The organism is Pseudescherichia sp., assembly GCF_031979925.1.
Classification (GTDB): domain Bacteria; phylum Pseudomonadota; class Gammaproteobacteria; order Enterobacterales; family Enterobacteriaceae; genus Pseudescherichia.
The window spans coordinates 108,152-126,336 of record NZ_DALZFB010000002.1 but is presented as its reverse complement, the minus strand read 5'-3'; the positions used below and the strand labels follow the sequence as shown (position 1 = coordinate 126,336).

Sequence of the window (18,185 nt, the reverse complement as noted above, 5' to 3'; positions counted from 1 at the left end):
ATATCCTTGCAGTAACGTGAACGTCTAACACCCGCCATTAACTTCCTAATTTTATTTACACTCGCGAATGTATTAATAATATACTTTAAATGCTATTTTTAAACCCGCGCCCTTGTATTTGCTTCAACCCTCGCTTTTATAGGGGTATGATCCATTAAAAATTGTACAAGGAACAGTTGTTAATGGATGTATCACTAATAGCCAATGCCGTAGTAAAAGGCGTTGTATCCCTCCCCTGTGACTTTTATCTAGGACTTGAAAGAACATTTCAGGATCTCAACATGTCCGATGGAGGTTACCGAATACAGCGGCGTAACCTCAATGATGATAGGCGGGTTGTGTTGGCAATCAGATCGTTGATAAAAGACAGAAACACTATCGTAAAAGTGACTAAAATTATCATCAACGATGTCCTTAGTCATCTACCAGAACCAGCTTTAAAAAAGATCCACGATTCCCTTATCTCCAGCGCTACCACCATGAGTTCACGTACCGCTTTACAAGTAAGTGTTTCGACGTTTCTTGGTACTAGGGTACTAAACGGCATGATGACAACCTTGGTTACTCGTCTGGCAATGCGGGGCCTGACTGGGGTTATGCTTGGAGGGATTGTTACTCAAGGCGTGATTGCACGGGCATGCGATGCTTCACGAAGGTTAAGCCTTGAGAACCCACAACTCTGGCAGGCACTCTATATCCATAATTATGATATGCTCTACTTCTTATTCGAAGGTCCTTTAATACATTTTATTGAGATGGGCGAGATGTTACGTAAACATCCCGGAAGAACAGAGGAATTAATACGTGTTATCGAAGATATTAAAATTAACAATTAAATTCACGTCAGAGGTGTTCGGCACCCTCATCTTGACGCTTACCATTTTTGGTATGTTTTATACTGGTTTTATTAATGAAGGAATAATGCGAATAGTCGGTCCCTTAATGGTTTTGGCTGCTGGAATTATTGCATACGTTGTCATTATGCTCATCGCGGACAGATCCGTTAAAAAAAGTAATAACAGCTAACCCGCCCGGCGGCACTTAAGTTTGCCGGGCCTACGGGCTGACCTACCCCCCACCTTTCCCCTGCATTCTTGCCCAAATCTTGCTACTGTTAAGCGACGCCAAAACCATAACTAAAGACAACACGCTATGACCTCCTCCTCTCGCTCTGCCCTGAAACACCGTCTTTGGGCTCTGTTTACCTTCTTCTTTATACCTGGCCTGCTGATGGCCTCCTGGGCTACGCGGACTCCGGCCATTCGCGACATCCTGTCGGTTTCCACCGCTGAGATGGGCGCGGTGCTGTTTGGCCTCTCTATCGGCTCAATGAGCGGCGTTCTCTCCTCCGCGTGGCTGGTCAAACGCTTCGGCACCCGCAACGTTATCCGCGCCAGCATGTCACTGTCGGTCTTCGGAATGATGGTGCTGAGCCTCGCCCTGTGGTTTGCCTCGCCGCTGCTGTTTGCCGTTGGGCTGGCGCTGTTTGGCAGCAGCCTGGGGGCAGCCGAAGTGGCGATTAATATCGAAGGCGCGGTGGTGGAGCAGAAGATGAACAAAACCGTGCTGCCGATGATGCACGGCTTCTACAGCCTCGGCACGCTGGTGGGCGCGGGTATCGGCATGACGCTTACCGCCTGGGGCGTGACTGCGACCCTGCACGTGCTGCTGGCGGCGCTGGTAGCCATCGTGCCAATCCTGATTGCGATTACCGCTATCCCTGACGGCACCGGGCGTAACGATGCAGGCGAAGCGCAGCACGAACGCAAGGGTCGTCCCTTCTATCGCGATACCCAGCTGATGCTGATTGGCGTGGTGGTGCTGGCGATGGCCTTTGCCGAAGGCTCCGCCAACGACTGGCTGCCGCTGCTGATGGTGGACGGTCACGGCTTTACCCCGACCTCCGGATCGGTGATCTACACCGGCTTTACCCTCGGCATGACCGTTGGGCGCTTTACCGGCGGCTGGTTTATCGATCGCTACAGCCGCGTCACGGTAGTGCGGGCCAGCGCCATTTTGGGCGGGCTGGGGATTGCGCTGATTATCTTCGTCGATAGCGCCTGGGTGGCAGGCGTCTCCGTGCTGCTGTGGGGCCTGGGCGCGTCTCTTGGCTTCCCGCTGACCATCTCCGCCGCCAGCGACACCGGGCCGGACGCCGCGACCCGCGTAAGCGTGGTGGCGACGACCGGCTATCTGGCGTTCCTGGTGGGGCCGCCGCTGCTGGGCTTCTTAGGTGAGCACTACGGACTGCGCAGCGCCATGATGGTGGTGCTGGCGCTGATGGTGGTTGCGGTCATCGTGGCCCGGGCGGTAGCGAAACCGGGCCAGTCCCCTGCTAGCCGTTCAGAGAGCGCCCCACCGAGCGGTCTTTGAGGAAGAAGACCATCAATCCCAGCCAGAGCAGGCCGTTTACCAGGTTGAAGAGGCTAAACAGCCCTTCGCCGCCGCTCAGGTAAGCGTGCTTGCTCAGCTCAATGCCGAAGGTAAATATCGCCATCTGCAACATGCCCATGGCGGCGGATACCGTCCCTTTGCTGATGTCGCTGGCGAACAGCGTCAGGCGCACCAGTCCGGCATTGGCGAGGCCGATACCAAACGCGTAGATACTCAGCCCGGCGGTCATCCACAGATAAGCGTGGGATGCAACCATGGTCGCCACGGCCGCCAGCAGCAGTCCGGCAACGATCGGCCAGCCGCCCATTATAATCAGCGACCGTACGCTGCGCCGGGAGGTCAGCCGGGCCAGCACGAGATTACCCACGATCAACGCGCCGAAGATCGGCACCTGCAGCAGGCCGTACTCATAGCTGCTCATCCCTTCGCCGCTGATAATTATGATCGGCGACTGGGCAATCCACGCCAGCAGCGGCAGGCTGACAAAGCCCGTCGCCAGCGCACCGGCGACGAAACGGCCGTTTTTCAGCACCGCCTTATAGTCCCGGCCCAGCTCCTTCAGGGAGAGCGTCTCCCCAAGGCGAGTGGCAGTTTCCGGCATCGCCCGTTGCAGGCCGAAGAAGGCGACAGCCGCCAGCAGCGCGAAGAGGACAAACATCCCCTCCCACGGTGCGACGTGCACCCAGGCGGCTCCCACCAGCGGGCCAAGCAGGGGCGCAATCAGCGCCACGTTCGCCATCAGGGCGGTGATCTTGATGCACACCGCCTCCTCGAACGACTCCTGAATGGCAGCGTAGCCCACCGCGCCGATAAAGCAGAGGCTCACCCCCTGCAAGAAGCGCAGGATAGTGAACTGCTCAATGTTCTGCGCCAGCAGCGTCGCCAGGCAGGTGACAATAAACCACACCACGCCGGTGAGCATCACCGGGCGACGGCCAATGCGGTCCGACAGCGGCCCGAGCAGCCACTGTAAAAACATCCCCCCGGCCAGATAGGCGGTCATGGAGGTCGGCACCCACTCGATGCCAGCATTGTACTGGGCAACCACCGCCAGCATCCCCGGCTGGATCATGTCGTTGCCGATATAAGTTGAGAACTCGTAGAGCACCAGGCACAGGGGAAACATCAGTGCCTGGCGGCCTAAACGGCCTCTGGAAGATGAACGATTTTGCATGTAGCCTCTTTATCCTTAAGATCGCGCAGAGTGTAGTTAAATCGCCGCGCTGGCGGTAGTGAATTCTCTATGGCAGCGCACGTTTAATACGCTTTAATAGCTTAAGGTTCGTTTAAGGTACGTGCTGCACAATGGGAGCCTTAATTTATGGTCAACAGGAGTGACGACACCCCATGCTGGAAAATCTCAACCACACGCTGTTTTACTGGCTGAATGCCACCCCCGACTCGCCATCCTGGCTGATTAACGCCGCGGTATTTATCGCCAAAGACCTGATTACTCTGCTGCCGCTGCTGGCTGTGGCGCTGTGGCTATGGGGCCCGCACGACCGCGTGAGCGCCCAGCGCCATCTGGTGATCAAAACCGCGATGGCGCTGGCGGTAAGCATGAGCCTCTCCTGGTTAATTGGTCATCTTTTTCCTCATGACCGACCCTTCGCCCAGCACGCGGGCTATAATTTTTTACAACACTCGGCGAACTACTCCTACCCCAGCGATCATGGCACGGTGGCGTTCACTTTCGCGTTGGCGTTTCTGTTCTGGCATCGGCTCTGGTCTGGCTGCGTAATGCTGGCCGTGGCGCTGAGCATCGCCTGGTCGCGCGTCTATCTGGGCGTTCACTGGCCGCTGGATATGCTGGGCGGATTGCTGATTGCCCTCAGCGGCTGCCTGGCCGCACAGATGCTGTGGCAGGTTTGCGGAATGGGGCTGCACCGGACGTTGCATCTCATCTACCGCCGCTGTTTTGCTCTACCTATCCGCAAAGGCTGGGTGCGTGAGTGACTTAACCTGGCCGCGCAGGTAATATTGAACGCCCTGCCGTATGCAGGGCTTTTACTATTACGCCAGGGGATTTATGGAAACGAAACGTGACGAAAGGATCGGCCAGCTGTTACAGGCCCTCAAGCGCAGCGATAAGCTGCATCTGAAAGAGGCTGCGACACTGCTCGGCGTGTCTGAAATGACCATTCGTCGCGATCTGAACGCCAAAAGCGCCCCGGTTGTGCTGCTGGGGGGTTACCTGGTGCTGGAGCCGCGCACCGCCAGCCACTATCTGCTGAGCGATCAGAAAACGCGCCTGGTGGAGGAGAAGCGCCTCGCTGCCCGCCATGCGGCAACGCTGGTGCAGGCCCACCAGATGGTGTTTTTCGACTGCGGCACCACCACGCCGTGGATCATTGAGGCGATCAGCGACGAGCTGCCCTTCACCGCCGTCTGCTATGCCCTGAACACCTTCCTCGCGCTACAGGAAAAACCGCTCTGCCGGACCATTCTCTGCGGCGGCGAGTTTCACGCCAGCAACGGTATCTTCAACCCGCTCAACTTTAAAGAGACGCTCAACAACCTCTGTCCCGATCTCGCCTTCTATTCGGCGGCGGGGGTCCATCCGGAGATGGGCGCGACCTGTTTTAACCTTGAGGAGCTGCCGGTAAAGCACTGGGCGATGACCCGGGCGCAGTACCACGTGCTGGTGGTCGATCACAGCAAGTTTGGCAAAGTACGCCCGGCATGCATGGGCGAACTGAGCCAGTTTGATGCTATTGCCAGCGACGTCCGCCCGGACGATAACCTGTTTGCGCTGGCAAAAGCGCAGCGCATCGCCCTGCTTTACTGATCCGGCTTAAGAGAACCAGTTGCCGAACCACTCATGGAACTTCATCAGCACGAAGTCCCACATCCGGCTCAGGAATCCGCCCTCTTCCACCGCTTCCATAACGATCAGCGGCCGCTGCTCGATGGATTTACCGTTAAGCTGGAAGTCGATAGCGCCTACCACCTGGCCCTTTTTCAGCGGTGCGGTAAGCTGCGGGTCATTTAATTTCCAGGTCGCCTTCAGGTTTTTCAGCTGCCCTTTAGGAATAGTGATCGAGCCGGCTTCGCCTGCGCCGAGCTTCGCCTCGCTGCTGCCGCCAAACCAGACGCGGGTAGTGGCGAAGGTGGCATCGGGCTTGATAGGGGTCACGGTTTCGAAGAAGCGGAAGCCCCAGGTCAGCAGCTTCTCTGACTCGTTGAAGCGGATACGGTCGGTTTTACTCCCGAGCACCACCGAGATGAGCCGCATATCACCCTGCGTGGCCGAAGCGACCAGATTGTAGCCTGCCCCTTCGGTGGTACCGGTCTTCATCCCGTCGACGTTGAGATTCGTGCTCCACAGCAGACGGTTACGGTTCGGCTGACGGATCTTATTGAAGGTAAACTCTTTCTCTTTGTGGATGGCGTACTCTTCCGGCACGTCGTGGATCAGCGCCTTGCCCAGCAGGGCCATATCGCGGGCGGTGCTGAACTGTCCCGGCGCGTCGAGGCCGTGCACCGTTTTAAAGGTGGTGTTGGTCAGCCCCAGCCGCTGGGCGTAGTTATTCATCAGGCCGACAAAGGCATCCTGGCTTCCCGCCACGTAGTCGGCAATGGCGATGCTGGCATCGTTCCCTGACTGGATGATCACCCCTTTATTGAGATCCGCCACCGACACCTGATCTCCCGGCTTGAGGAACATCAGCGACGAGCCGCGCAGCGCCGGGTTGCCGGTAGCCCACGCGTCTTTACCCACGGTAACCATATCGGTGAGATGTATTTTTCCCGCCTTCAGCGCCTGACCAGTGACGTAGCTGGTCATCAGCTTGGTGAGGCTGGCCGGATCCAGCTTCTCATCGGCATTACCCTCAGCCAGCACCTTGCCGCTGGCGTAATCCATCAGGATCCACGCCCGGGCGTCAACCGCAGGTGCAGCAGGGGCCGCGACCTGCTCGGCGGCAAAAAGAGAGGGAGAAAAAAGAACCACAAGCGCCGAAGCCGTAGCCAGGCCGCGGAGGGACAGAGAGAAATGCGTCATAAAGGCCACCCGAGTATCCATTCTAAAAAACCGCGTTAGCTCACCGCTACGCGCTAAACGGTGAGTAGTAACGTACAAAAGGCGGGAAGAAAACCGCCAGCTGGTAAAGTTTTTTAAAGTTTACGCAATATCACATCCACACGCTGCTGTGAGCGGGATTTTTTTGTTATTCGTTGCCTGAATGTTAACTTTATCCCACTATGTCAGCCATATGGTGCTGATGACAGCGCCCGGTTGCTGACGGAAAGAAGGAGTTTTTATGATCACGCTGTGGGGCAGAAATAACTCGACCAACGTAAAAAAAGTCTTATGGACCCTTGAAGAGCTGGAGCTGCCATATACGCAAATTCTGGCCGGGCTGGAGCATGGCCTGAACCACAGCCCGGAGTATCTGGCGCTGAACCCCAACGGGCTGGTGCCGCTGTTCCGCGACGATGAGACCGACAGCGTGCTGTGGGAGTCGAATACCATTGTGCGCTTCCTGGCGGCACAGTATGGTCAGGGCCGCCTGTGGATCGAGCCGCCCGCTGCCCGCGCGCAGGCAGAGAAGTGGATGGACTGGGCTAACGGCACGCTCTCCCCGGCTCACCGGGTGCTGTTGATGAATCTGGTTCGCACCCCGGTGGAAAAGCGCGATCCGGCGGTAATTGAGGCGGGCATCGCCGCCTGCGAGCCGCTGTTTGAAATTCTGGATAACGCGCTGGCAAATTCGCCATGGCTCTCGGGAGAGGAGTTTGGCCTCGGGGATATCGCCGTGGCACCCTTCGTCTATAACCTGTGGAACGTGGGGCTGACGTGGACGCCGCGCCCGCACATTCAACGCTGGTATGACGCCCTGAGCGAGCGTCCCGCCTACCGAAAAATTGTGATGATCCCGGTGACCTAATTTCCCGCCGGGCTAACCTTTAACAGCTCGCCGTCGGACTCGTCGGTGAGCACATAGAGGTAGCCGTCGGGGCCGACCCGCACGTCGCGGATGCGCTGGTTGCGATCCCCCAGAATGCGACCATCCTCGGTGACTTTATCCCCGTTCACGCTCATCACAATCACGTCCTTGTCCTTCAGCGCGCCGATAAACAGCTTGTGCTGCCACTGCGGGAAGGTCGATGCGTTATAGAACGCCATGCCGCTCACCGCCGGGGAGTCTTTCCAGTAGAAAGCAGGCTGCTCGGTGCCGGCAACAATCTCCCCCTTCGCCTCCGGGATCTTCATCCCGCTGTAGTTGATACCCCATGTGGCCAGCGGCCAGCCGTAGTTTTTGCCTTTCTGCGGGATGTTGATCTCATCTCCGCCGCGCGGCCCGTGCTCGTTCAGCCACAGGGCGTTGGTCCAGGGATTCATCGCCATCCCCTGCGGGTTACGGATGCCGTAGGACCAGATCTCCTTGCGGGCGTTGGCATTGTTAGCGAAGGGGTTATCGGGCGGCACGGCCCCCTCATCGGTCAGGCGCACCAGCTTGCCCTGGAGCTTATCAAGATCTTGCGCAGTGGGACGCTGATTGTTCTCACCGAGGGCGATATAGAGGTAGCCTTTGCCGTCAAAGACCAGCCGGCCGCCGAAGTGGTTGCCGGTAGAGAGCTTGGGCGTCTGGCGAAAGACCACCTTAAAGGCCTCGAGGCGGGTGAGATCGTCGCTTAACCGCCCGTAGCCCACCGCCGTTCCGGCCTTGCCATCACTGCCCGCCTCGGCGTAGCTCAGCCACACCCGCCGCGACTGGGCAAAGTCTGGAGCCAGCACCACGTCAAAGAGGCCGCCCTGCCCGTTGGCCCACACTTTCGGCACGCCGGAGAGAGGATCGGACAGCCCGCTTCCCGCCTGCCAGTGGCGTAGCTGGCCGCCGCGCAGGGTAATGAGCATCCCTTTATTGTCGGGCAGGAACGCCAGCGACCATGGGCGATCGAGCTTGGTTTGCAGCACGTCAACGTTTACCGGCGCAGGCGCGGCAAAAACCGAGGCGGACAGAAACAGCGCGGGGATAAAAATCAGGGCGTTGCGGCGCATGAGGCACTCCTTTGAGGGTTTCTGGCTTAAAGCGTAGCCAGCGGAACGTTGCGCGCGCCCATTTTTACAAAAGCTTAAGCAGAAGGGGGAGTCGCCTCCCCCGGGGATTCAGGCTTCCACAACCAGCGGTTCACGCTCGCTGAGGCTCTGAATACATACGTTGAGGGTTTTGAGACAGCGGTCGAGCGTCTCTACGTTCACAGCAATATAGTTCGGGCAGTCATGGTGCCCACTCATTAAGCATATACCTGCAGAGGAGAGCGCCCCCTCTGCCCGGCACAGCACTTCACGTTCTCTGGCATCCGGCACGGCAGAAACATGCCGCTCCAGGCCGCGTATTTGTGTTGATAGTTCAAAAAAGCTGTCACGCAGATAGTTGCTTTCGCTGACCGACATGTAACCCTTCGCCTTTCTGAGCTGGACATACGCCGCAAGATCGATGCTGGCGTTAGCAAGTTTTCTCAGCAGACTTCGTTTCAGTCTGTCAACGGTCATACTTGATCCTCCCTTGTCGGCCTAATCGCAAATCAAGCATAAGCTCATTTTTTGTTCAAAATTATGCGCTGGGTCAATATTTATCCAGACTTTAACAATTTTTACAGTGTGACAACGTACGCAAAATTTGCCCAAATGAGTTAGCAGTAGAGAGTCACCGCAAACCCGTGTAAAATCGCCCGGTTTTTTCTTCTGTTTACTTTGTGAGCGTATGAGCATACAACAACCGCGTATTGGTTTTGTCTCCCTGGGCTGCCCGAAAAACCTGGTGGATTCCGAACGCATTCTTACCGAACTGCGCACCGAAGGTTACGATGTGGTGCCGCGTTATGACGATGCCGATATGGTGATCGTTAACACCTGCGGCTTTATCGATAGCGCCGTGCAGGAGTCGCTTGAGGCGATTGGCGAAGCCCTGAATGAGAATGGCAAGGTCATTGTCACCGGCTGCCTGGGGGCAAAAGTGGATCAGATCCGCGAAGTGCACCCGAAGGTGCTGGAGATCACCGGTCCGCACAGCTATGAGCAGGTGCTGGAGCACGTGCACCACTACGTGCCGAAACCGAAGCACAACCCGTTCCTGAGCCTGGTGCCGGAACAGGGCGTCAAGCTGACCCCGCGCCACTACGCCTACCTGAAAATCTCCGAAGGCTGCAACCACCGCTGCACCTTCTGCATTATTCCGTCTATGCGTGGCGATCTCGACAGCCGTCCGATTGGCGACGTGCTGGCCGAGGCCAAGCGGCTGGTTGATGCGGGCGTGAAAGAGCTGCTGGTGATCTCCCAGGACACCTCCGCCTACGGCGTTGACGTTAAGCACCGCACCGGCTTCTACAACGGCTCGCCGGTAAAAACCAGCATGGTTAGCCTGTGCGAAGAGCTGTCGAAGCTCGGCGTCTGGGTGCGTCTGCACTATGTTTACCCCTACCCGCACGTTGATGACGTCATCCCGCTGATGGCCGAAGGCAAGATCCTGCCCTATCTGGATATCCCGCTGCAGCACGCCAGCCCGCGCATCCTCAAGCTGATGAAGCGCCCTGGCTCCGTGGATCGCCAGCTGGCTCGCATCAAGCAGTGGCGTGAAGTCTGCCCTGAGCTTACCCTGCGCTCGACCTTTATCGTCGGCTTCCCGGGTGAAACTGAGGAGGATTTCCAGATGCTGCTCGACTTCCTCGTCGAAGCGCGCCTCGATCGCGTTGGCTGCTTCAAATACAGCCCGGTTGAAGGCGCAACCGCCAACGAGCTGCCGGATCAGGTGCCGGAAGAGGTGAAAGAGGAGCGCTGGAACCGCTTTATGCAGCTGCAACAGCAGATCTCTGCCGAGCGTCTGCAGGAGAAAGTGGGTCGCGAGATCCTGGTGATTATCGATGAAGTCGATGAAGAGGGCGCGATTGGCCGCAGCATGGCCGATGCACCGGAGATTGACGGCGCGGTCTACCTCAACGGCGAAACGAAAGTGAAGCCGGGCGACGTTGTTCGTGTGAAGGTTGAAAACGCCGACGAATACGACCTGTGGGGTACCCGGGTTTAAGACGCAACAAAACGCCCGGCATGCATTTGCCGCCGGGCGTTAGTGCGATTAATACTCGAACTGCCGGTAGTAGCGGCGAATATCCAGACTGTGGCCGGTGTAGTGCTCAAAATGGGCCGCCAGCCGATCCACCAGCAGCGTTGACGCCACGCAGGGAGCCAGGATGCCGCGAAACGCATCATCAATCCCGTCGAGCAGATAATCCCGCGGATCGATAACCACCAGATGGTCAGTGATCTTCGCCGCAAAGCGCTCTACCCGCTCATCCAGCGCCCGACATTTCCCCTCTCCTTTCACCAGAAACAGCGGAACCTCTTTCTCCAGCAGCTCCAGCGTGCCGTGGAAAAACTCGGCCGAGGTAACGGATTTTGTCCGCTTCCACTGCATCTCCTCAAGAATACACATCGAGAAGAGATAGACTTCGCCCCACATCTCCGCGCCGCCAATCCACATCATATAGTCGCTGGCGTGGTATTTACGGGCTATTTCATCCGCCTGTGGATCAAACTTTATTTTCGCCTGGAGCAGGTTCTCCGGTAATAACTCCAGCTGGCTGGCAAACCGATCGTACTCGGCAAATTCACCGTTACGGTTAACCAGGCGGAAAAAGAACCAGTAGAGCAGCATATACTCATATTCCACGCCGTTTTTGTGGCGCATCGGAATATGCCAGCCTGCCGCACTGGCCAGCGGGGAGTCGCTATTTTTAGTAATGGCCACTACCCGGATCCCCTGCGCCTTACACCACTCGGCAAGTTCTACCGACTCTTTGGTATCACCGGATTTAGAGAGCGTCACCACCACAGAGCGTTTGGTTAATTTTTTATGGCCGGTATGAATTAATTCCGCCGCCTGCTCAAGGTAAACCGGCAGCGTCGTCATCTCTTTAGCAAAGGCATTTATTGCCATCATCGGGGCCAGAGAGCCCCCGACAGAAGCAAAAAATAGCGCATCATATTCCTGCTGAAATATCTCATCAGCGGCCTGCTCAGCCTGTTTACGCGCAGCAACGATCTCACGAGCACTCGTCAGGTACTCGTCCTGATTAAAACCCAACATATTTTCTCTCCTGATTAATTAGATCTTACTTTTTAATACGCGGTCAAAGTCATCAAAAATACGCACCGACAGATCGATCCCTTTGGCACACGCCGTGCGCCAGGCCAGCACCTGCATCGGGACAACCAGCAGCAGCGAGGCGAGGTCGTGCGCCAGCGGGAAGTTGAGGGCCAGCGTCTGCGGATCCTGCTCATCGCTCAGGGTCACCAGCAAGGTCTGGTTTACCGCCGGAGCCATGTAGCCCCGCAGCGCCCGCAGGCGTTTGTCCGGGGCATCCTCAATAAAAAACATCACGTGCTGGGCATTGGCCTCCAGATAGGGACCGTGCATATAGGCCTCCAGCTCAAAGCCGCTGGACGGGACGCGCACCGTTTCGGTGAACTTGGTCTCAAACTCTTTCGCTACGCCGGTCAGCGCCCCGTAGCCGATAGCCACAAAACGCGTCCCGCTGCGCAGGGTCTCCTGATGGCGGTCGAAAAATGCCTCCGTCCGGGCGATAGCCCCTGGAATAGCGGCGACAAGCTGGCCCAGCTCGTGCAGGGTGGCCTGTGCCTCCTCATCCGCGATCTGTTTTTGCGCCCGGGCAAGAGTAAGCGCAATCAGCAGCAGGTTGAGCACCGTGGCGCTGAAGCCCCTAGTGACGAAGCCCACCTGCTCGATGCCGGTATTGATATCCAGCACGTAATCGCAGCCCTTGCCGATGGGGCTTTGCGGATCCGAGGTCAGGGCAAAGACCGGCAGCCCCGCAGCCTGAACCTTCTCCATCGCCGCCAGCGTCGAGGCGCTCTTGCCGCTCTGGGAGACAGCAATCACCAGATCGGTGTGCGGATCGACAGTTTCATAGTGCACAAAGTTGTACGGCTCTTTGATCTCCACCCGCAGGCCGTAGCGCCGCTCAAAGAGATCCCTTGCACACAGGGCGGCATTAAACGAGGAGCCGGTCGCCAGCAGCAGCAGGCGGCGCACCGGGCGCTCGCGGGCAAAGGCCTCAATCGCCGCCAGGCTATGCCGATGCTCGCGCAGGATCGTCTCCAGCGCCGCGGGCTCCTCTTCGATATAGGTCATCATGGTTGGTAACATCATGGTAGGTAACATAGGTTTCTCCGGTTAAAACAGGCCAATCCACGAGCCGAAAATGCCGACCAGCGCCATCCCGCCGATAATGGTGAGCGGTTTTACTCTGCGGCCCAGCAGCCAGTAGACGATGCCGAAGCTGATGAGTGGCAGCAGGCAGGGCATGACGTTGTTGATAATGTCCTGCACCTCGGTCTTCGCCTCCCCTGCACCAAAGCTGATGGGGATAGTGATATTGATCATCGAGGCGGTCATCGCCCCCACCACCATCAGCCCCATAATCGATGCGCCGTAGGTCAGGCTCTCCATCATGCCGCTCTGCTGAACGCGCTGAAGCACCCCGGTGCCGAGCACGTAGCCCCAGCGGGTAAAGAACCAGCGCACCAGAATGTGCGGAACGTTAAACACCAGCAGAAAGAGGATCGGCCCGAGAATACTGCCCTGCAGCGCCAGGCTGGTACCGATCCCCGTCGCGATCAGGCGCAGCGTCCCCCAGAAAAAGGAGTCTCCTAATCCCGCCAGCGGTCCCATCAGCGACGCCTTCACGTTATCAATCGCCCCGGCATCGATGGTTTTCTGCTGGCTGTTCTTCTCCTCCATGGCGGTAGTGATCCCCAGCAGCAGGGTGACGATATGCGGCGTGGTATTGAAGAACACCAGGTGACGCTTCAGCGCATTTTTTAGATCCTCTTTCTGCGGGTAGAGCTTTTTCAGCACCGGAATAAGGGTGTAGACAAAGGCCAGGTTCATCTGCCGCTCATAGTTCCAGGAGAACTCCATCTGGAAGGAGCGCCAGAAGACACGGCGCAGATCGCGGGCGGTAATCGCCTTCTCATCCTGCACGTCAGGCAGGGTCTCTTCAGAAATCATCTTCGTCGTCATGGCTGACTCCTTGCTCTGTGGTGGCACGAGGCGTGGTGAAGGCGGTGACGTTAACCATAATCACGGCCACGATAGCGCCGAGGATCGCAATGCCGGTGACCGGAATTTTCAGGTAGGCCATCAGCACAAAGCCGAGGAAAAAGTAGGGCGCGACCTTTTTGTTGATCAGCAGCCGGGCCAGCATGGCAAAGCCCAGCGCCGGAATGATGCCCGTCGCCACGCTGAGGCCGTGCTTAATAAACTCTGGAATAGCATCCAGCAGGGACTTCACCGCGCTGCTGCCCACCAGGAAGGAGACGGTCACCACCGTAGCCAGCATCAGCGACAGGCCAAACCCGGCGATCAGATGCATCCGCTCTATGCCGCGCGTATCGGCCTCGTCGGCATAGGCATCCGCCTTCTGGTTAAGCATCGGGATAAACATCCCCAGATAGACGTTTTTTAACACCAGCGTCAGGGTGGCGATGGGCAGCCCCAGCAGCAGCGCCGTTTCGGTCCCCGCACCAGAGGTGATAGCGAACGCCACGCCCAGCACGCCGCCGGTCACCACGTCAGGTGGAATGGATGCGCCCACCGAGAAGGAGCCGATAAAGGCCAGCTCCAGCGTCGCGCCCATGATAACGCCCGTCTGAACATCACCCAGCACCAGCCCGGTTAACAGGCCGGTGACGATAGGCCGGGAGATTAACGAGGTGCCCAGGGCATATTCCGACTGGGCGATAAACGCTACCAGTCCGAGTAAAAGTGCCTCTACCATAGTGAATCCTCAGGAATTACAAACATTCCGTTATGAGCTGTTTGCGATCGTTGGGAACCTGGCGGATCTCAATTTCAACCCCCTGCCCCACCAGTTCATTGAGCCGGGTAATTTCGTCAGGCAGCAGATTCACCGCCTTCGAAATATTTCTGCTGCCCTCTTTCGCTTTGATTCCGCCGAGGTTGATGCTTTTTATTTCCGGTATCTCTCGGGCTAAGCGCCAGGCGTCCTCTACTGACTCCACGACGATAAACAGCGTATATTTGTCAGTAACGCCGCTTTTAATTGCCTCAATGGAGTCAGTGATATTTTTAATAACCAGCTTCACCGACGGCGGCTTAGCCAGCTTGATAGTGGTTTTACGCAGCTCGTCATTGGGCACGCTGTCGTTGGCAATCAGAATGCAGTCTGCGCCGACATATTGCGTCCATGAGAACGCCACCTGGCCGTGCAGTAAACGATGGTCAACCCGCACTAACGTAATCATCCTGTTTCCTCCCTCTTAGAAATCTTTATCCGCCTGCATTGCGCTGGAGATGGTGTAGTTACAGTACTGAATGCTCTCCCTGGAGCTTATTAACGCCTCCTCGATAAGCTTCCCGGTATCAGGCTCGTCGCCGGAAATAAGCAGATCGATCACCAGCGGCAAATTGAGGCCCGCCACCAGATGAAAGCGGGGCCGCTGCAGAAAACGAACAAATTCGTTATTTACGCTGCCGGCGAAGATATCGGTGATAACCACAACCTCATCTTCGTCAGGGATCCGCTGCATTAGCTCCGTGACCTGCTCAGTTAAATCCCGCTGCTCCTCAACGTAGGCGCAAAGCGTCGAAATATCCGTCTGCTTACCGAGGATCAGCTCAACTGAGTCGAGCACGCCCCGGGCAAGGGTGCCATGGCTGGCAAATATGTAGTGTCGTTTCATCCTGTCCTCGAAAATGCGTTCCACTACCGGAGGTATTGCAACCGGCGTGCCACGAAAAAGTGGCGCACGGTGAAATGCGCCACGACAGGAGAGCGTGAGGATTAAAACTCTTGATCTTGCGGGATAAATTCTGTTTCCAGGGTCAGAATATTATGGATGTAACAAAGCTCTACAGCGGGGATTTTGACACTATAACTGCTCTCAATGACACTAAAGGCCTGCTTAATATCGGCCAGCTCGCTTTCCGGACACTGCCGTCCTGCATAGCTGGCAGGAGAGGCGTTACGGATCAGCCGCTCTATCAGGCAGCTGATGTGCACGTAGAGCGCTACCTTGCGATCGTTGGGGATCTGGCAGCCAGCCAGATGCTCGTAGCGCAGGACAAATTGCTCAACCTGGTTAAGCACCTTGCTGGTGTCAAGAATAGTGACCGACTCAATCACCCGGCGCAGGGAGAAGTTCTTCAGCAGCAGATTGTTAATCTCGTCGATCTGCTCTGGCGTAGCGATATCGCCAAAGATACGCATCAGCTGGGCATGGCCATCCCCGGCGATCAGCGAATCCAGCGAAATCCACGGCACGGCGGGCAGGTGCGGATCGAACGTGCCGACCACGGCCAGCATCTCATAGCGATTAAATGCCAGCGCGCCCTCCTGGCCATTGCTGAGCGTGTCGTAGTCGCAGGCGATCACGTCAATACCCAGCGTCTCTGGGATGCTGGCCTTCAGCAGCGTGCAGAGATTGGTTGCTGCGCCAAGGCCGGTGACGCAGGTGGTCAGGATCACCCGCGGACGGTTTGCCTGCGGCCAGAAGATCTGATGCTCCACCGGCAGGTCGTCGCTGACCTCGTGGGCGATATCCTCGATCAGATCGCCGCGTAATATCCGCTCGCCAACGTAGAGCGCCATGCTGGTGGAGACGTTATTGACAATCGCCACCGGCGTCGAGACCCGGCGTTGAAAATGGTGATGAATGGCGTTGAGCGATCCCATATCGACAAGGATCATCACGCCCGAGGCCAGGGTATTGCTTTCGATGTAGTCCATCACCTGGCGGGCAATGGCCTCCGGGGTGACGTCCAGCGGCATATCGAAAGACTCAAACAGATGATTTTTTAACAGACGGTTGGCGACGTTAGCAATGCTGCTGGCGGTAGCATAGCCGTGGGCCAGAATAACGGCGCGGGTGACGTGCGGCTGGCTGATCGCGCCAGACTGATGCAGCCACAGCACCAGCAGCAGGGCATCAATCCGCTGCGGTTCGATATCCAGCTTTTGCGTCAGCGCGGTGATGATGGCCTGGCAAAAACGGTAGAGCAGCGGGTACTTCTGGGCGAGGAAATCGTCGAGGCTGCGGATCCGCTCCTGGCTCAGGCGGGAGGGGGTGCTCCGGGAGCGGTGCACCAGGTAGTGGCTCAGGGCGTAGATGCAGTTGCCGTTGAACTGAATGTTGAACTGCTTCTCCAGGCGGTAGAACTCCTCGCGCACCTGCTGGGTGGTCAGGAGCAGCATCGGCGAGTCGGTGGTGTCGCGGTTATCGAAGATGAGCCGGTCAAAAAGTCCCTCTATCGCCTCCCCCATGCGTTTGCGCACCTCTTCCCAATCCGCGTGGCCGCTCATCCACTGCTCATAGAGCGCCAGCACCTGGCACTGGGCGTCATAGATCACCCCCCGGGTGGGATCGCGGGAGCGCAGGAGCCACGCCAGGCTGGTCTGCGGCTCGACGATCAGGTTCTCCTCCACCGCCAGCGGTTCGCCAGAGGCGGGGATCGCTGCGGCAATTTTCTCCGGCAAATGCTGAATGCCCACCACCAGCTCCTCGCCGCCCCGCTGCTTGGCCCACGACGCCGCCACCGTGTACTTCACCGCGTTCTTCAGCTCGCCGACGTTGCCCCGGTAGACAAAGTGGTTCAGGACCTGCATCAGTCGGGGGGTTAACGCCAGACGCACCGCCAGCTTTTTCGCTTCGAGCCAGAAGAAGAGCAGGATCAGCGCCTCCTTCTCCTGCCGGGAGCGGCTTTGCAGATCGGGCAGCGTGACCAGAATCGGTATGCGTCGCAAAAAGGTGGTTAAGAAGGTGCTGTGCAGCTCCTCGGTGGTGGCAAACACCAGCCTCGTTGCGACCGGGCGGCCCTGCGCCGTCTCGCCAACCCGATAGATCTCCTTGCGGTCGAGCCAGGTAAAGAGCTTCTCCTGCCCCTCGGCGTTGAGTCGGTGTACCTCGTCGAGGAAGAGCATGCCGCCGTTGGCCGCCTCGAAGGCTCCCTGGCGATCCGTCTGCGCTCCGGTAAATGCCCCTTTGGCATAGCCGAACAGGTTAGCCGCCAGCAGTTCCGGGTTGCTGGCATACTGGGCACAGTTAAAGCTGATGAAAGGCGCATCGTCCGCCAGCAGCCCCTCGGAGATAGCAAACGCGTGCATTAGATTCGCCATATAGCTTTTGCCGGTGCCGCTGTCGCCGGTAATCAGCAGCGGCAGGCCGCCATCCGGGTAAAAGAGCGCGGTTTTGAGCTGCTCAATGGGCTTTTTCAGGCTCTCATCGTGACCGATAAGCAGCGAAAAGTGATCGGGCCGCTCCGGCTCCGGCCCGCCGTCGCCAAGCAGCTGGGCAACGCTCTCATACTCATTGGCGGACAGAGGAAAAAACTGCTGGCTGAAGGTTTTTTTATGCAGGAAGTAGACGGGCCGGGTATTGATCTTTACCAGCACGCCCTGGGCAACCAGCTGGTTCAGATAGTGGCTGGCGGTATTTCTCTTCAGCGAAAAGCGCTGCGCCAGATAGCTGGCGGTAAACACCTCGCTTAGCTTTTCCGGATCGAAAAAGTCAGTCTGATTTGCCAAAAACGTCAGTAATTCATCACGCATTGCTTTCCCCTTCACGCATCGTTCTGGGGGTATGATGCCCGCAAACCGAGACCGCAGGGGAGAGCAACGCCGGTAAGTTTATGCTTTTGTGGTAGAGCGCACAGAATGCCCGGTGGCGCTTCGCTTACGCGGGCCTACAAACCCACACCGTGCCCACCGTAGGCCGGGCAAACGCAGTGCCGCCCGGCATTTGCGGCAGG

At 57.5% G+C, this 18,185-nt stretch carries 17 protein-coding genes; 6 read left to right on the top strand and 11 right to left on the bottom strand.

What is annotated here, in order from left to right:
• Positions 1-182 precede the first annotated feature (182 nt).
• A complete protein-coding gene (locus tag RTM13_RS03970) occupies positions 183-836 on the top strand; it encodes a hypothetical protein (protein ID WP_312210320.1) in 654 nt (217 codons plus the stop codon).
• 316 nt (positions 837-1,152) lie between these two features.
• Positions 1,153-2,373, top strand: coding sequence for an MFS transporter (locus tag RTM13_RS03965; protein WP_312210318.1), 1,221 nt, complete (start codon positions 1,153-1,155; stop codon positions 2,371-2,373).
• Here the strand turns inward: RTM13_RS03965 and RTM13_RS03960 are convergent.
• Positions 2,336-3,568 (bottom strand): MFS transporter, encoded by a 1,233-nt coding sequence (locus RTM13_RS03960; protein WP_312210316.1) that lies wholly within the window; start codon positions 3,566-3,568, stop codon positions 2,336-2,338. The genes RTM13_RS03965 and RTM13_RS03960 overlap by 38 nt on opposite strands.
• Positions 3,569-3,741: 173 nt before the next feature.
• On the opposite strand from RTM13_RS03960, the gene ybjG reads away from it, so the two are divergent.
• Both ybjG and deoR read left to right on the top strand, forming a co-directional pair.
• Positions 3,742-4,350 (top strand): undecaprenyl-diphosphate phosphatase, encoded by a 609-nt coding sequence (ybjG, locus tag RTM13_RS03955; protein ID WP_312210314.1) that lies wholly within the window; start codon positions 3,742-3,744, stop codon positions 4,348-4,350.
• 73 nt (positions 4,351-4,423) lie between these two features.
• Entirely contained in the window at positions 4,424-5,182 is a 759-nt protein-coding gene (gene deoR, locus RTM13_RS03950; RefSeq protein WP_312210312.1) for a DNA-binding transcriptional repressor DeoR, read from the top strand.
• Positions 5,183-5,188: 6 nt separating this feature from the next.
• On the opposite strand, the gene dacC is transcribed toward deoR, so the two are convergent.
• Positions 5,189-6,397: a serine-type D-Ala-D-Ala carboxypeptidase gene (gene dacC / locus RTM13_RS03945; RefSeq protein WP_312210311.1), complete on the bottom strand. Its 1,209-nt coding sequence runs from the start codon at positions 6,395-6,397 to the stop codon at positions 5,189-5,191.
• Positions 6,398-6,656: 259 nt separating this feature from the next.
• Between dacC and RTM13_RS03940 the strand changes: the two genes are divergently transcribed.
• Positions 6,657-7,283: a glutathione S-transferase family protein gene (locus RTM13_RS03940; protein ID WP_312210310.1), complete on the top strand. Its 627-nt coding sequence runs from the start codon at positions 6,657-6,659 to the stop codon at positions 7,281-7,283.
• Here the strand turns inward: RTM13_RS03940 and RTM13_RS03935 are convergent.
• Complete coding sequence (locus RTM13_RS03935) at positions 7,280-8,398, bottom strand: PQQ-dependent sugar dehydrogenase (protein WP_312210309.1); 1,119 nt, start codon at positions 8,396-8,398, stop codon at positions 7,280-7,282. The two genes, RTM13_RS03940 and RTM13_RS03935, sit on opposite strands and share 4 nt — an antisense overlap.
• Before the next feature lie 108 nt (positions 8,399-8,506).
• The gene (locus RTM13_RS03930) at positions 8,507-8,893 is read right to left on the bottom strand and encodes a biofilm formation regulator BssR (protein WP_312210307.1); all 387 of its coding nucleotides are present in this window, start codon (positions 8,891-8,893) and stop codon (positions 8,507-8,509) included.
• Positions 8,894-9,104: 211 nt separating this feature from the next.
• Here RTM13_RS03930 and rimO point away from each other — a divergent pair, with 211 nt between their 5' ends.
• Positions 9,105-10,424, top strand: coding sequence for a 30S ribosomal protein S12 methylthiotransferase RimO (rimO, locus tag RTM13_RS03925; protein WP_312210306.1), 1,320 nt, complete (start codon positions 9,105-9,107; stop codon positions 10,422-10,424).
• A 48-nt stretch (positions 10,425-10,472) separates the two neighbouring features.
• Here rimO and RTM13_RS03920 read toward each other — a convergent pair whose 3' ends face one another.
• The 7 genes from RTM13_RS03920 to RTM13_RS03890 form a co-directional block, all read right to left on the bottom strand.
• Entirely contained in the window at positions 10,473-11,483 is a 1,011-nt protein-coding gene (locus RTM13_RS03920; RefSeq protein WP_312210305.1) for an SIS domain-containing protein, read from the bottom strand.
• 18 nt (positions 11,484-11,501) lie between these two features.
• Positions 11,502-12,563, bottom strand: a complete 1,062-nt coding sequence (locus RTM13_RS03915) for an SIS domain-containing protein (RefSeq protein ID WP_312211006.1) — start codon at positions 12,561-12,563, stop codon at positions 11,502-11,504.
• A gap of 27 nt (positions 12,564-12,590) precedes the next feature.
• Positions 12,591-13,439, bottom strand: a complete 849-nt coding sequence (locus RTM13_RS03910; RefSeq protein ID WP_312210304.1) for a PTS system mannose/fructose/sorbose family transporter subunit IID — start codon at positions 13,437-13,439, stop codon at positions 12,591-12,593.
• Positions 13,417-14,196, bottom strand: a complete 780-nt coding sequence (locus tag RTM13_RS03905) for a PTS mannose/fructose/sorbose/N-acetylgalactosamine transporter subunit IIC (RefSeq protein ID WP_312210302.1) — start codon at positions 14,194-14,196, stop codon at positions 13,417-13,419. The genes RTM13_RS03910 and RTM13_RS03905 overlap by 23 nt, the downstream gene beginning before the upstream one ends.
• Positions 14,197-14,212: 16 nt before the next feature.
• A complete protein-coding gene (locus tag RTM13_RS03900; protein ID WP_312210300.1) occupies positions 14,213-14,683 on the bottom strand; it encodes a PTS sugar transporter subunit IIB in 471 nt (156 codons plus the stop codon).
• A gap of 15 nt (positions 14,684-14,698) precedes the next feature.
• Complete coding sequence (locus RTM13_RS03895; RefSeq protein WP_312210298.1) at positions 14,699-15,121, bottom strand: PTS sugar transporter subunit IIA; 423 nt, start codon at positions 15,119-15,121, stop codon at positions 14,699-14,701.
• Positions 15,122-15,222: 101 nt separating this feature from the next.
• Complete coding sequence (locus RTM13_RS03890; protein WP_312210297.1) at positions 15,223-17,985, bottom strand: sigma 54-interacting transcriptional regulator; 2,763 nt, start codon at positions 17,983-17,985, stop codon at positions 15,223-15,225.
• Positions 17,986-18,185: the final 200 nt, after the last annotated feature.

Coding starts and splice junctions, on each gene's coding strand:
- deoR (WP_312210312.1), top strand. CDS start 4,424: ATGGAAACGAAACGTGACGAAAGGATCGGCCAGCTGTTACAGGCCCTC.
- RTM13_RS03900 (WP_312210300.1), bottom strand. CDS start 14,683: ATGATTACGTTAGTGCGGGTTGACCATCGTTTACTGCACGGCCAGGTG.
- RTM13_RS03905 (WP_312210302.1), bottom strand. CDS start 14,196: ATGGTAGAGGCACTTTTACTCGGACTGGTAGCGTTTATCGCCCAGTCG.
- RTM13_RS03940 (WP_312210310.1), top strand. CDS start 6,657: ATGATCACGCTGTGGGGCAGAAATAACTCGACCAACGTAAAAAAAGTC.
- RTM13_RS03895 (WP_312210298.1), bottom strand. CDS start 15,121: ATGAAACGACACTACATATTTGCCAGCCATGGCACCCTTGCCCGGGGC.
- RTM13_RS03970 (WP_312210320.1), top strand. CDS start 183: ATGGATGTATCACTAATAGCCAATGCCGTAGTAAAAGGCGTTGTATCC.
- dacC (WP_312210311.1), bottom strand. CDS start 6,397: ATGACGCATTTCTCTCTGTCCCTCCGCGGCCTGGCTACGGCTTCGGCG.
- RTM13_RS03930 (WP_312210307.1), bottom strand. CDS start 8,893: ATGACCGTTGACAGACTGAAACGAAGTCTGCTGAGAAAACTTGCTAAC.
- RTM13_RS03910 (WP_312210304.1), bottom strand. CDS start 13,439: ATGACGACGAAGATGATTTCTGAAGAGACCCTGCCTGACGTGCAGGAT.
- RTM13_RS03935 (WP_312210309.1), bottom strand. CDS start 8,398: ATGCGCCGCAACGCCCTGATTTTTATCCCCGCGCTGTTTCTGTCCGCC.
- RTM13_RS03920 (WP_312210305.1), bottom strand. CDS start 11,483: ATGTTGGGTTTTAATCAGGACGAGTACCTGACGAGTGCTCGTGAGATC.
- rimO (WP_312210306.1), top strand. CDS start 9,105: ATGAGCATACAACAACCGCGTATTGGTTTTGTCTCCCTGGGCTGCCCG.
- RTM13_RS03965 (WP_312210318.1), top strand. CDS start 1,153: ATGACCTCCTCCTCTCGCTCTGCCCTGAAACACCGTCTTTGGGCTCTG.
- RTM13_RS03890 (WP_312210297.1), bottom strand. CDS start 17,985: ATGCGTGATGAATTACTGACGTTTTTGGCAAATCAGACTGACTTTTTC.
- ybjG (WP_312210314.1), top strand. CDS start 3,742: ATGCTGGAAAATCTCAACCACACGCTGTTTTACTGGCTGAATGCCACC.
- RTM13_RS03960 (WP_312210316.1), bottom strand. CDS start 3,568: ATGCAAAATCGTTCATCTTCCAGAGGCCGTTTAGGCCGCCAGGCACTG.
- RTM13_RS03915 (WP_312211006.1), bottom strand. CDS start 12,563: ATGTTACCAACCATGATGACCTATATCGAAGAGGAGCCCGCGGCGCTG.